Annotated in this window: 11 protein-coding genes; 3 read left to right on the top strand and 8 right to left on the bottom strand. The window is 42.4% G+C overall.

The window, feature by feature from the left end:
* Nucleotides 1-81: 81 nt before the first annotated feature.
* Genes hemG through pepQ form a run of 4 tightly spaced genes read right to left on the bottom strand, consistent with a single transcriptional unit; the run spans nt 82 to nt 4,050 of the window.
* The gene (hemG, locus tag PR675_RS13950) at nt 82-606 is read right to left on the bottom strand and encodes a menaquinone-dependent protoporphyrinogen IX dehydrogenase (RefSeq protein WP_060560932.1); all 525 of its coding nucleotides are present in this window, start codon (nt 604-606) and stop codon (nt 82-84) included.
* 16 nt (nt 607-622) lie between these two features.
* The gene (gene trkH / locus PR675_RS13945) at nt 623-2,074 is read right to left on the bottom strand and encodes a Trk system potassium transporter TrkH (RefSeq protein ID WP_004924738.1); all 1,452 of its coding nucleotides are present in this window, start codon (nt 2,072-2,074) and stop codon (nt 623-625) included.
* A gap of 27 nt (nt 2,075-2,101) precedes the next feature.
* Nucleotides 2,102-2,716 carry an IMPACT family protein gene (locus PR675_RS13940; protein WP_004924737.1) on the bottom strand — a complete coding sequence of 205 codons (615 nt, stop codon included), beginning with the start codon at nt 2,714-2,716 and terminating at the stop codon, nt 2,102-2,104.
* Complete coding sequence (gene pepQ / locus PR675_RS13935; RefSeq protein WP_042117174.1) at nt 2,716-4,050, bottom strand: Xaa-Pro dipeptidase; 1,335 nt, start codon at nt 4,048-4,050, stop codon at nt 2,716-2,718. The genes PR675_RS13940 and pepQ overlap by 1 nt, the downstream gene beginning before the upstream one ends.
* A 257-nt stretch (nt 4,051-4,307) precedes the next feature.
* Between pepQ and fadB the strand changes: the two genes are divergently transcribed.
* Both fadB and fadA read left to right on the top strand, forming a co-directional pair.
* Nucleotides 4,308-6,500, top strand: coding sequence for a fatty acid oxidation complex subunit alpha FadB (fadB, locus tag PR675_RS13930; RefSeq protein ID WP_014656856.1), 2,193 nt, complete (start codon nt 4,308-4,310; stop codon nt 6,498-6,500).
* 4 nt (nt 6,501-6,504) lie between these two features.
* Entirely contained in the window at nt 6,505-7,671 is a 1,167-nt protein-coding gene (gene fadA, locus PR675_RS13925; protein WP_014656857.1) for an acetyl-CoA C-acyltransferase FadA, read from the top strand.
* A 338-nt stretch (nt 7,672-8,009) separates the two neighbouring features.
* Here fadA and fre read toward each other — a convergent pair whose 3' ends face one another.
* From fre to pepE, 3 genes are all read right to left on the bottom strand, one after another.
* The gene (gene fre / locus PR675_RS13920) at nt 8,010-8,711 is read right to left on the bottom strand and encodes an NAD(P)H-flavin reductase (RefSeq protein WP_014656858.1); all 702 of its coding nucleotides are present in this window, start codon (nt 8,709-8,711) and stop codon (nt 8,010-8,012) included.
* Nucleotides 8,712-8,721: 10 nt separating this feature from the next.
* Nucleotides 8,722-10,194, bottom strand: coding sequence for a 4-hydroxy-3-polyprenylbenzoate decarboxylase (ubiD, locus tag PR675_RS13915; RefSeq protein WP_036941968.1), 1,473 nt, complete (start codon nt 10,192-10,194; stop codon nt 8,722-8,724).
* Between the two features lie 114 nt (nt 10,195-10,308).
* The gene (gene pepE, locus PR675_RS13910; protein ID WP_004924726.1) at nt 10,309-11,034 is read right to left on the bottom strand and encodes a dipeptidase PepE; all 726 of its coding nucleotides are present in this window, start codon (nt 11,032-11,034) and stop codon (nt 10,309-10,311) included.
* A 168-nt stretch (nt 11,035-11,202) separates the two neighbouring features.
* Between pepE and rfaH the strand changes: the two genes are divergently transcribed.
* The gene (gene rfaH / locus PR675_RS13905) at nt 11,203-11,694 is read left to right on the top strand and encodes a transcription/translation regulatory transformer protein RfaH (protein ID WP_004924724.1); all 492 of its coding nucleotides are present in this window, start codon (nt 11,203-11,205) and stop codon (nt 11,692-11,694) included.
* Nucleotides 11,695-11,786: 92 nt separating this feature from the next.
* Here rfaH and tatC read toward each other — a convergent pair whose 3' ends face one another.
* Nucleotides 11,787-12,560: a Sec-independent protein translocase subunit TatC gene (gene tatC, locus PR675_RS13900; RefSeq protein ID WP_004924722.1), complete on the bottom strand. Its 774-nt coding sequence runs from the start codon at nt 12,558-12,560 to the stop codon at nt 11,787-11,789.
* Between the last annotated feature and the right edge of the window lie 2 nt (nt 12,561-12,562).

The raw sequence follows: 12,562 nt of genomic DNA, 5'->3' as shown, positions 1-12,562 counted from the left end.
GTGTTTTTTAAACTTTTTAATTCAACCGATGAAACATTAAACAAATCGTTTAAAAACACCACTTATCGTTAAAGATATGAGCTATAAACAGTCAAATTCCTGTGTAAACTTGCTCACTTTTTCCCAGTTCGTATATTCTATCTCTGTATTTGGGTCGGTTGGCCCATCTGTCATTTTCATAATAAGTCGAATCATCGTCTTATCGAACCAACCATAACGTGGATAGAACAATGCGCCAGCAAATACTGAGCTTAGTGTTGGTTGCCAAGGGCTTTTCTCCAGAAACTTGCGCGTATAGGCATTCGTTTCAGGAGTATCTTTGCCTTCTTTGCGCGCAGTTAAGTTCACACCAAAGAAAGCGGTTTTCATTGTATTTAATTGGCTTTGATGAATCGTTGCGAACCGCATCAGTGCTTTATTGAAGTGACCATAACGAATAGACGCTCCAACTAACACCTTTTCATACGATGTAATATTGATATTTTTTTCGCTATTTAAATCTCGAATATCACATTGGCGCCCTACACTTCGTAGTTGCTCCGCCATTTTCAAAACAATTTTTTTAGTTTGTCCATCTGTGCTCGAATGCAAAAGTAAGTAACTCATTCTTGATCCTATCTTATTAATCGCGCCAGAAGGTTGGCGTGAATAACACTAATAATGTAAAGACTTCAAGACGACCGAACAGCATAGTCACTACCAGTATCCATTTCCCTGCTGGGTTCATCGATGTAAAGTTATCAGCGACAGTGCCAAGGCCTGGCCCTAGGTTATTTAACGTTGTTGCGATAGCTGAAAAAGCAGAAAATTCATCGACACCCGTTGCAATTAATAGAAGTAAACTGACGATAAAAACGAGCGCATATGCTGAAAAGAAGCCCCATACCGCTTCGATGATCCTTTCAGGTAAAGCTCTTTGCCCTAACTTTATGGTGTAAACGGCATTTGGGTGAACAAGCCTTTTTAATTCCCGAGATCCTTGCAAAAACAATAGCAAGATACGGATAACTTTTAATCCGCCTCCTGTTGAACCAGCACAACCGCCAACAAATGCGGCACATAAAAGAAGCATCGGCAGGAACAAAGGCCATCCGGCAAAACTATCTGTTGTAAAACCTGCAGTTGTTGCCATTGAGACAACTTGGAAAAATGCCTGATCTAATGTTTGCCCAAAAGAGCCATACACTGAGTGATAAAGTAAAACCAGTGTACAGATAATGACGAGGGCTAACTGGAAGCTAATGAATGTTTTAAATTCAGGATCGCGCCAATAGATACCTAAGCTACGCCCAGTAAGCACGGCAAAGTGCAGACCAAAATTACAACCTGAGATAATTAAGAAAACCGCAATAATGGTATTTATCGCTGGGCTATTGAAATACCCCACACTCGCGTCATGCGTTGAAAAACCACCAATCGCTATTGTAGAAAAACTATGAGAGATGGCATCAAACACATCCATACCTGCTATCCACAGCGCAATCGCACATACAATCGTCAGCAATACATAGATGAGCCAAAGGGTTTTTGCCGTTTCTGCAATACGCGGTCGCATTTTATTATCTTTAAGCGGCCCAGGCATTTCAGCACGGTAAAGCTGCATTCCTCCAACACCGAGTAATGGCAGGATCGCCACAGCAAGTACGATGATCCCCATCCCACCTAACCACTGTAGCATTTGCCTATAAAATAAGATGGCTTTCGGAAGCGTATCGAGCCCAGTTAACGTTGTCGCTCCTGTTGTGGTTAACCCAGAAAAGGATTCAAAAAAAGCATCGGTTATGGAAAGGTTTGGCTTTTCAGAAAAGATAAAAGGTAATGCCCCCACACTTCCTAACACGGTCCAAAACAAGACGACAATAAGAAACCCTTCTTTTGCTTTAAGCTCATGCTTGCTGTTGCGCGTTGGGATCCATAACAGTAATCCGAGCACTAAAGCCGTAACAAACGTTTGACTAAATGCTCGACCTGCTCCATCACGATAAATAAGCGCAACAATACCCGGCACAACCATGGTAAAAGAGAAGATAATAACGAGTAGCCCGACAATACGAGTTATTGCACGAAAATGCATTCGGCAGGTTCCTTGCTAACCAATTGACTATTCAGATTCAGGTATGAGTTCTAAAGCCCCGCGACTCATATCGCGTAATTTATCATTGACTTCTTGCTCTAAGGTAGCAGGAATTGCAATTCGTAGGGAAACAGATTCGTTATATTCACTGTGTAAAATCATCCCGTTGACCTGCGTAACTAGCTGCTCAACCGTATTAATAAATGCATAATCACAAACTAGCTGGAAAAATTTTTGCGGTACTTTTGTTTGTGTTGGTAATAACTTAAGTGCTTGCTGAGCACCATTACCATAAGCTTTAACTAAACCGCCTGTCCCTAGCTTGATACCACCAAAATAACGTACAACAACACAGGTGATCTCCCCAAGATTGCTGCCGAGCAATTGTGCCATTATTGGCTTTCCGGCCGTTCCTGTTGGCTCACCATCGTCGGAAAAACCTAACTGCTGAGAATCATCCGGGCGTCCTGCAACAAATGCCCAGCAATGGTGCCGAGCATCTGGGTATTGAGCTTTAATGGATTGAATATACTCCTTTGCGGCATCAATACCTTCTGTATGTGCAAGATAGGTAATAAAACGGCTTTTTTTAATTTCTTCTGTATAACAGATAGATTCAGCCGGTATTAAATAAGGTTTCATTACGGTAGTTGCAAATCTCGCGTCATATTTTCAATCCGATTATGATGAATGATGATGTTATCTTCAATACGAATACCCCCATAAGGTTTGAACTGCTCAATTTTTTCCCAATTAAAGTGTTGAGCAAATTCGCCTGAGCGCCAAGATGACAGTAATGATTCGATAAAATAAAGGCCGGGTTCAATAGTCAGCACCATTCTTGGTTCCAGTACGCGAGTGCAGCGAAGGAAAGGATACATTTTCGGTGCAGCAAGCAGTGTGCCATCTTCATCCTGCATAAAACCAGCAGCATCATGAACTTGTAAACCTAGAGGATGGCCTAACCCATGGGGTAGGAATGGCGTGGTTAGCCCTTGCTCCACCATAGTTTCTTCGCTAATTCCCTTAATGATTGAGTGTTTTTTCAATAGTTTAGCAATTCGATGGTGCATATCAACATGGTAATCGGTATAGCGTACACCTGCTTTGATGGTATCAATCAAGGCCAACTGTTCTTTATTCATATCGGCAACAAGAGCAGCAAACTCACTTTTGCCTTTTGCGGCATAAGTACGAGTTATATCAGCAGCATAGCCGTTATACTCAGCTCCTGCATCAATCAGAAAGCTTCTTATTTCATTCGGTGCTTGTTGCTGTAATTTAGTGTAATGCAATACGGCTGCATTTTCATTGAGTGCAACAATATTCCCATAAGGCACATCTGTATCGCGATGCCCTGTCGCTTGTAAGTAACTGATGTTGATATCAAACTCACTCATGCCTGCTTGGAAAGCCTCGAATGCCGATAAATGACCATTTACCGCCATTTTTTGCGCTTCACGCATGCAATACATTTCATAATCTGTTTTATAAGAACGATGGAAATGATAGAAATCAACGACAGGTTTTGGGTTAATATTTTGTAGGCGAATACCCAGTGATTCCGCTCTAGCTTTAGCAGAACCAATATAGGCAATATTTTCTTTAGGTATATTCGCTAAAAACTCACTAATATCATCTGCATTTTTTAAATGAATAAGCTCAACTTCTTTGGTCCAAAAGCTATTTGGTAATGGCTCAACGCTGTGCCAATAATCAACGGGAGAATAGAACCAAAGTTTAGGTTTATTCACACCATCCACTAATAACCAAGAATGTGGAACATCGGTGACAGGCACCCATGCTTTAAAGTGAGGATTCACTTTGAAAGGATAGTCGCTGTCATCAAGAAAAATACGTTGAGGTTCACCCGAATGAATCAGTATGGCGTCTAGCTTGCTGCGTTGTAAGACCTGCTGAGTTGTTGTTTGCAAAGTTTTAATATGTTCAGCGTAGAGTGCAGTCAGTTTTTCCATTTCATTCAACCTTTCAGTTTTATTAGAAAATCCAAGCTTAGCACGTTCTTGAATTGACTGGTATGCAATCTGAGGGGAAATCCACTTAATCAACTGATTATTAAATAGAATACTATTTTCCCTCTCCTATATTTCACTTATTTGCTGTGATCAACGTTCCAGTTTTGTTATCAATTATTTGCATTCCCTTAACATTCTAGTCACACTCAACTCTATCTGGTCGTACCAGATGATAAAATCATCATAAGGAGAACGGCATGCTTTATCAAAGTGAAACAATCTATGTTCAATGGTTGAAAACAGGTATTGCAGAACTCGTTTTTAACTCGCCTGGGCCAATAAATAAATTGGATACTCATACCGTTGCTTCACTTGATGAAGCAGTTGCTGTACTTGAACAGCAATCAGGCCTATTAGGCGTTATTCTAAGATCTGACAAGCCTGCATTTATTGTTGGGGCAGATATCAAAGAGTTTCTTTCACTTTTTGAAGCACCAGCAGAGACCCTAAGCGAGTGGTTAGGCTACGCAAATGGTATTTTTAATCGTATCGAAGACTTACCTGTTCCTACTCTTAGCGCCATTAATGGGTATGCGCTAGGTGGAGGCTGTGAATGTATTCTTTCTACTGACTTGCGTATTGCTACTCCAGATGCGCGTATTGGGTTACCTGAAACGAAACTCGGTATTATGCCAGGCTTTGGCGGCTCTGTTCGTTTACCTCGATTAATCGGTTTAGATAGCGCCCTAGAAATTATTACCGCAGGCAAAGACATTAGTGCCGCAGAATCACTCAAATTCGGCTTGGTTGATGCCGTTGTTGAGACGGACAAACTTGTAGAATCAGCCCTTGCCCTCATTGAATCAGCAATCGCAGGAGCGATTAATTGGCAGCAAAGACGTCAACCTAAGTTACAACCATTACAACTTAGCCCTATTGAACAGAGCATGAGCTTTAATGTTGCAAAAGGTATGGTGTATAAGGTTGCAGGAAAACACTATCCCGCCCCTATGACGGCAGTCAATACCATTGAAAAAGCAGCCAACTGTGCTCGTACTGAAGCCCTAAAACATGAAACAGCAGCTTTTGTTCCACTTGCTCATAGCGATGTTGCTCGCTCATTAGTTAGTATTTTCTTAAATGATCAGCAAGTTAAATCAACAAGCAAACAGCTTTCTCGTCACGTTGAAGCCCCTCAACATGCCGCAGTACTAGGAGCAGGAATTATGGGAGGTGGAATAGCCTACCAGTCCGCAAGTAAAGGCGTTCCTGTGCTCATGAAGGATATTAATGAAAAATCTTTAGATTTAGGCATCGAAGAGGCTCATAAACTATTAAATGGTCAATTTGAGCGCGGGAAAATCAATGCCTCAAAAATGGCGAAAACACTCGCATCGATTCATCCTTCGCTTTCTTACGCGGGTATCGAAAATTCACAAGTGATCGTGGAAGCGGTCGTTGAAAACCCCAAAATTAAAGCCGCTGTGCTGACGGAAGTTGAAGCATTAGTTAGCCCAGAAACAATTTTAGCGTCTAATACGTCGACCATACCGATTACTGAGCTAGCGAAGTCGTTAAAACGCCCCGAAAATTTTTGTGGTATGCACTTCTTCAACCCTGTGCATCGCATGCCGCTTGTTGAGGTTATTCGTGGTCAAAAAACCTCAGAGGATACCATCGCCAAAGTCGTCGCTTACGCCAACAAAATGGGTAAAACCCCCATTGTCGTTAATGACTGCCCTGGTTTCTTCGTCAATAGGGTTCTTTTCCCTTACTTTGCAGGTTTTAACTTACTGCTACAAGATGGTGCAGATTTCAGAGAAATCGATAAAGTCATGGAAAAAGAATTTGGCTGGCCGATGGGACCTGCATATCTTCTTGATGTAGTTGGTATTGATACCGCATCCCATGCAGAGCATGTAATGGCATTAGGGTTCCCTGAGCGCATGAGTAAAACAGGCAAAAATGCTATTGATGTTATGTTTGAAGAAAAACGGTTTGGGCAAAAAAATGGCAAAGGCTTTTATCAATATGAAAAAGATAAAAAAGGAAAGCCAAAGAAAGTTGATGACCCCGCCACAGATGCATTACTCGCCTCAATCAGCCAAGGCAAGCGCTCATTTACAAAAGAAGAGATCATTGCACGTATGATGATCCCGATGATCAATGAGGTCGTTCGTTGTTTAGAAGAGGGCATCATTCAAAGCCCTGCCGATGCAGACATCGCTTTAGTTTACGGCCTTGGGTTCCCTCCTTTCCGAGGAGGCGTCTTCCGCTACTTAGATACCGTTGGCACACAATCTTATGCTAAGACAGCGGAGGCCTATGCTCAGTTAAGCCCTCTGTATCAAATTCCTGCGGGTCTCAAAGAAAAATCTCAGGCCAATTCCAGTTATTATGCGAAGCCACCTGTAGTGGCAATTGATATTAAAAAAGTTGCGAGAGGCTAATAGTATGGAAAATGTCGTTATTATCGATGGAATACGTACACCAATGGGGCGTTCAAAGGGCGGTGTATTTCGCCATGTCCGAGCGGAAGACCTCTCAGCACACCTGATGAATGTGATTTTTGAACGCAACCCTAACGCAAGCAAAAAAGAACTCAATGATATTATTTGGGGCTGTGTGCAACAGACCCTTGAACAAGGGTTCAATATCGCTAAAAACGCTGCGTTACTGACTGATATCCCACATACAGTTCCTGCGGTCACAGTTAACCGTTTGTGTGGCTCTTCAATGCAAGCTCTGCATGATGCTAGCCGACTTATTATGACAGGCGATGCAAACTCAGTCTTAATTGGTGGTGTGGAGCACATGGGTCATGTTCCCATGACACATGGTATTGATTTCAACCCTAAATTAACGTTACGTGTCGCAAAAGCGGCTGGTGCAATGGGCCTAACCGCAGAAATGCTGGCTAAAATGTACAAAATTAGCCGTGAGGAGCAAGATGCGTTTGCCCTTAGATCGCACCAACGTGCTGCCCAAGCCACTAAAAATGGTCAATTTAAACATGAAATAGCGCCCGTAGCTGGGCATGACAGCCAAGGCAATCTCTTTGCCGTGGATTATGATGAAGTTATCCGTTTTGATGCAAGCCTCGAAAGCCTAGCATCATTGCGCCCCGCCTTTGACCCCGTAAGTGGTACCGTCACGGCAGGTAACTCTTCTGCCCTTTCAGATGGGGCGTCAGCAATGCTCATCACAGGCGAAAGCTACGCTAAAGAACGAGGGCTCAAGCCACGTGCCAAAGTTCGCTCAATGGCCGTTGTTGGCTGTGATCCTTCAATCATGGGCTTTGGGCCAGTTCCTGCTACAGAGCTAGCGCTAAAACGCGCGGGGTTATCATTAGCGGATATCGATATTATTGAATTAAATGAAGCATTTGCCGCTCAATCCATTGCCTGCTTAAAAGGGCTGAAACTGCCAGAAAGCCTTATTGATGAAAAAGTCAACCTTAATGGCGGTGCTATTGCATTGGGCCACCCTCTGGGTTGTTCTGGGGCAAGGATTACAACGGCATTGCTCAATCAGTTAGAGCTGAAGGATAAACAATTTGGCCTAGCAACAATGTGTATCGGATTTGGGCAAGGCATTGCCACGATCATTGAGCGTGTATAGTGTGTCTATACCCTAAGTCGTTCAAGCGCATGTTTGCCAAAAGGATAAGCTCAAAAACGGTATTATCTGAGCAATGCCAAACAGCTAAACCTGCGCCAATTGAAATATAAAGGGTATAGCCGCGAGTTGCCGTAGTGTTGTTGTATGTTGTCAACATTCCCGCCTAGTCAGGGGCGGGCTTTTTCTTTTTTGCCACTTGGTTTATCCATTTGGGCAAAGTTTAACTGACAAGTTACTGTCTAAAACAACAAATCAATGTCATCTCCAACGAGGAAAGTGGCACATATATGCTCAATCATGCCACAGGCCATCGATTCAAATATTCAGTAAATTATCATTTAAATAAACTCGTAGGCATCACCAAATAATTGTTCAGGCTTTGCATTACGCTCTGCACAAAAACGTTCTCTGGCGATTTTTGCCATTTCAAAACGCCCTGCTATGTAAATATCATAGGAGGACAAATCACCAAAATCTTCCAATACCCCACTTAAAACTGTTCCTGAGCGCCCTCTCCATTGTTCATCCGGTTGTTCAACGATAGGTATCACTTTTAGATTAGGATAACGTTCACTAAGCGCTTGCAGCTCTCCTAAGTCGTAAAGGTGCTCTAGCTGACGCCCCCCCCAGTAGAAGGTAATATCCCTAGAAGGGTTTTCCATGAGAGCCGCGAGTAGGATCGAATGCGTGTAAGAAAACCCCGTGCCCCCTGCAACTAAGATCATTGGGTTTTGGCTATTTTCTCTAAACCATGCCTTGCCATGTGGGATATCAATATCGATGCGGCGTTGATCTAAAATTCGATCCATCACCGCCATGGCATAAAGATTGATTTCTGAAGCGCCAATATGTAATTCAATTGTTTCGTTATTAGCAGGTGTAGATGCCATTGAGAATGGGCGCTTATCACGCTCATCCATGATCACCATAAGGTACTGACCTGCTTTAAAATGAAAAGGACCATCCGGCAACAAAATAACCCGATATACTGTGTCAGTTATGGACTCAACAGATGTGACTTTACAGCTCAAAGTTGCCATGGCTCCCCTCTTATTTTTCAAAAATATTCAATTGATCCCAAATATCATCAATTCGCGACTTCACTTGTTCATCCATAACAATTGGCCTACCCCATTCCCTGTTTGTCTCACCGGGCCATTTATTTGTTGCATCTAGCCCCATTTTTGACCCTAGACCAGAGACTGGTGATGCAAAATCAAGATAATCGATAGGTGTATTTTCCATCATAACAGTATCGCGAGCAGGATCCATACGAGTGGTTATCGCCCAGATCACATCTTTCCAGTCACGCGCATTGATATCATCGTCACACACAATAACAAATTTTGTGTACATAAATTGACGGAGGTAAGACCAAACACCCATCATGACGCGTTTTGCATGGCCTGCGTATTGTTTTTTCATCGTAACAACAGCAAGACGATATGAGCACCCTTCTGGAGGAAGGTAAAAATCGACGATTTCTGGAAACTGCTTTTGTAAAATAGGTACTAGGACTTCATTTAGGGCTTCACCCAGTACGGCAGGCTCATCGGGTGGCCGGCCTGTATAGGTAGAATGGTAAATCGCATCACGGCGTTGAGTAACATGGGTTACCGTAAAGACAGGGAAACTATCTATCTCATTATAATAACCAGTATGATCACCATAAGGCCCTTCCGGCGCGAGCTCACCAGGTTCAATGTAGCCTTCTAAGATAATCTCAGCGCCCGCAGGTACTTCAAGATCATTCGAGATACATTTAACGACTTCCGTTTTATTACCACGTAATAAACCGGCGAACGCATATTCAGACAGCGTATCAGGAACTGGAGTCACCGCACCTAGGATAGTTGCAGGATCCGCACCAAGCGCTACTGCGACAGGGAATTTTTCACCCGGATGCTGTTGGCACCACTCTTGAAAATCCAGCGCACCACCGCGGTGAGAGAGCCAACGCATGATCACTTTATTTTTCCCCAACACCTGTTGGCGGTAAATACCCAAGTTTTGACGCTCTTTATTAGGGCCTCTTGTTACCGTTAATCCCCATGTAATCAGCGGCGCAGCATCTTCAGGCCAGCAGTGCATAACAGGGATTTTGGTTAAATCGACGTCATCCCCCGCCCAAATTTGCTCTTGGCAAGGGGCTGAGCTTAGCCGTTTTGCTGGCATGTTGAGTACCTGTTTGAACTTAGGTAATTTATCAAACAGGTCACGAAAACCTTTCGGTGGATCCGGCTCTTTTAGAAAAGCAAGCAGCTTACCAACATCGTGTAGTGCCTTGATATCTTCCTGCCCCATTCCCATCGCAACACGTTTGGTTGTGCCAAATAGGTTGCACAAAACGGGCATATCATAGCCTTTAGGGTTTTCAAATAATAAGGCAGGGCCCCCTGCTCTAAGCGTGCGATCAGCTATTTCCGTCATTTCGAGGTAAGGGTCGACTTCCATCGTAATACGTTTTAGTTCGCCTTGCTTTTCAAGCTGGGCAATGAAGTCTCTTAGGTCACGGTATTTCATTGTCATCTTTTACTATTACAGAGGGAGTCTCATTATAAGACGTCCGGCCAAGGTTACAAGTTACCCATAAAAACTATTCATAATCAATATGGTTATAGTCAAAAACATCTTATTTTACTGGCAATCGAATGGAACCAATGCTTTTAATGATAAAGTATCAAACTGTTCAGGGAATGATTGGTTGTGCTGAAAGAGTTTAAAACCTTCATTTTTACCACTGAAATAAGTCAATGTGTTGCCTTTAATCTGTAATCCACTACCTTCTCTCAGTGCAACCACGACTTCATGAGGGTTGATGACACAAAACTCTTGTAATCGCTCATCTCGCGTTTCCCCCATATGACCTGAGATATGAGAATCGATATAGTGGGGATTTATCTGTACGGGAAACAACCCCAAAGACGGCATAATCACCGCATTACTCACAGGCATATCATTGGTCGTACGAATACTTGGTGTAGCCACATTACAACCCGCACTCCAACCAATATAGGGAACATCACGCTCTTTAACCGCGCGCTGGATAGCAACAATCAACCCATTTTCATGCAGGCATTTATTTAACCACCATGTATTGCCTCCACTTACAAGGATACATTCTGCTTGTTCAATCGCTTCGACAGGGCTGGAAAAATGTTCAATTGACGTAACTTTAATACCTAAAGCTTCGCTTAATTGCTCTGCTCGCTCATCATGAGGATCCCGTAATATCGCATAAGGCACCAATACCGCTGATGTAATGTTCCTACGTGCGATCATTTCATGGATACGAGGTAAGGCATAACTTAGCCATACTGGATTGTTTGGAAGCTTACCGTTACTCAATAAAAAAATTTCCATGCTGTCTCCTAGATAACCTGTTATTACATTATCACTAACTATAATTTATTGATTTTTAGTTAGTATATATTTCTGATTCTAAATGCTATTCTTACTTTGTCGATTAGTCACATTTTTATACTTTAATTTGTTATGATGAGCATAATTTTGTTGTATTGGGTTTAAGAAATGGAAAAATGGCATCTGCTATATTGTAAACGTGGTCAAATTGATAGGGCCATAGAGCACCTAAATAGGCAAAATGTGATCTGCATGACTCCCATGACAGAAATAGAAAAAGTGGTTAGAGGAAAGCGAACAAAAGTACAAGAGCCGCTATTCCCTAATTATCTGTTCGTGAAGTTCGATCATAACGAAATCCATACCACTACAATACAATCCACTCGCGGTGTCAGCCATTTTGTCCGTTTTGGCCTACACCCCGCCATTGTACCAGACGAAATCATCGAACTTTTGCAACAAGCGCCCCTTGGGCATCTCGTCGATCCCGAAACGCCAACTCATGGTGATAATGTCTTGATTACCGAAGGCATTTTTGCAGGTATTCAGGCAATTTATGATGAGCCTAATGGTGAATCACGCTCAATATTATTACTGAATATTTTAAATAAAAATGTGTCTAAAGTACTCGATAATACTCAGTTTAAAAAGCTATCTTAACCCACATAAAAAAACTGCACCTTAATTGGGTTGGCTACCAACCTGTTGAGTGCAGTTATAAATCGAGTTTTTATAGACTGAATAACGATAAATTAAGACTCTTCTTTCTCTTCATCGTCTTCTTCATTATTTTCCCGATCTCGCCGACCTTTACCCACATAAAAGTTAGATAAAAGCACACCAAGCTCAAACAACAGATACATTGGCACGGCAAGTAACGTTTGAGAAAGTACATCTGGTGGTGTTAAAAACATCCCCACAATAAATGCACCGACTAAAATATAAGGCCGTTTGCGTTTTAGTGATTCAGGGGTTGTGACGCCGGTCCAACACAACAGAATAATAGCAATCGGTACTTCAAAGGCCGCACCAAATGCCATAAATAACGTCATTACAAAACTGAGATATTTACTAATATCAGGAATGAAATTGACGCTATCCGGTGTTGTTTTGACAAAGAAACCAAAGGCTAATGGGAAGACAACAAAGTAAGCAAAAGCCATCCCTAAATAGAAAAGGAAGCTACTGGAGACCAATAAAGGCAGCATCAGCCGACGTTCGTGCTTATATAACGCTGGCGCAATAAAGGCCCAAATTTGGTATAGGATCACCGGTATCGAAATAAATACCGATACCATCATGGTCAGTTTAATTGGAGTGAAAAAGGTTGATGCCACATCTGTCGCACTCATTTGAGAACCAACAGGAAGCTTATCAATCAAAGGTGCGGCGACTAGCCGATATATATCATTTGAAAAGTAAGCTAAGGCAGCGAACACAATCAAAACCGTAATCAAACAGTTTAACAGCCGCTTCCTGAGTTCAATGAGGTGGCTAATAAGTGGTTGTGTATCATTTACAGCCATGT

Origin of the sequence: Providencia sp. PROV261 (assembly GCF_028477945.1) — a bacterium.
Lineage (GTDB): Bacteria > Pseudomonadota > Gammaproteobacteria > Enterobacterales > Enterobacteriaceae > Providencia > Providencia stuartii.
Note: the sequence above shows the minus strand (reverse complement) of the source record. Positions and strands in the feature narration are given on the sequence as shown.

Bases quoted from the DNA above. Each gene is read 5' to 3' on its own strand.
- pepE (WP_004924726.1), bottom strand. From the start codon at position 11,034: ATGGAAATTTTTTTATTGAGTAACGGTAAGCTTCCAAACAATCCAGTA.
- fadB (WP_014656856.1), top strand. From the start codon at position 4,308: ATGCTTTATCAAAGTGAAACAATCTATGTTCAATGGTTGAAAACAGGT.
- hemG (WP_060560932.1), bottom strand. From the start codon at position 606: ATGAGTTACTTACTTTTGCATTCGAGCACAGATGGACAAACTAAAAAA.
- trkH (WP_004924738.1), bottom strand. From the start codon at position 2,074: ATGCATTTTCGTGCAATAACTCGTATTGTCGGGCTACTCGTTATTATC.
- pepQ (WP_042117174.1), bottom strand. From the start codon at position 4,050: ATGGAAAAACTGACTGCACTCTACGCTGAACATATTAAAACTTTGCAA.
- rfaH (WP_004924724.1), top strand. From the start codon at position 11,203: ATGGAAAAATGGCATCTGCTATATTGTAAACGTGGTCAAATTGATAGG.
- fadA (WP_014656857.1), top strand. From the start codon at position 6,505: ATGGAAAATGTCGTTATTATCGATGGAATACGTACACCAATGGGGCGT.
- ubiD (WP_036941968.1), bottom strand. From the start codon at position 10,194: ATGAAATACCGTGACCTAAGAGACTTCATTGCCCAGCTTGAAAAGCAA.
- tatC (WP_004924722.1), bottom strand. From the start codon at position 12,560: ATGGCTGTAAATGATACACAACCACTTATTAGCCACCTCATTGAACTC.
- PR675_RS13940 (WP_004924737.1), bottom strand. From the start codon at position 2,716: ATGAAACCTTATTTAATACCGGCTGAATCTATCTGTTATACAGAAGAA.
- fre (WP_014656858.1), bottom strand. From the start codon at position 8,711: ATGGCAACTTTGAGCTGTAAAGTCACATCTGTTGAGTCCATAACTGAC.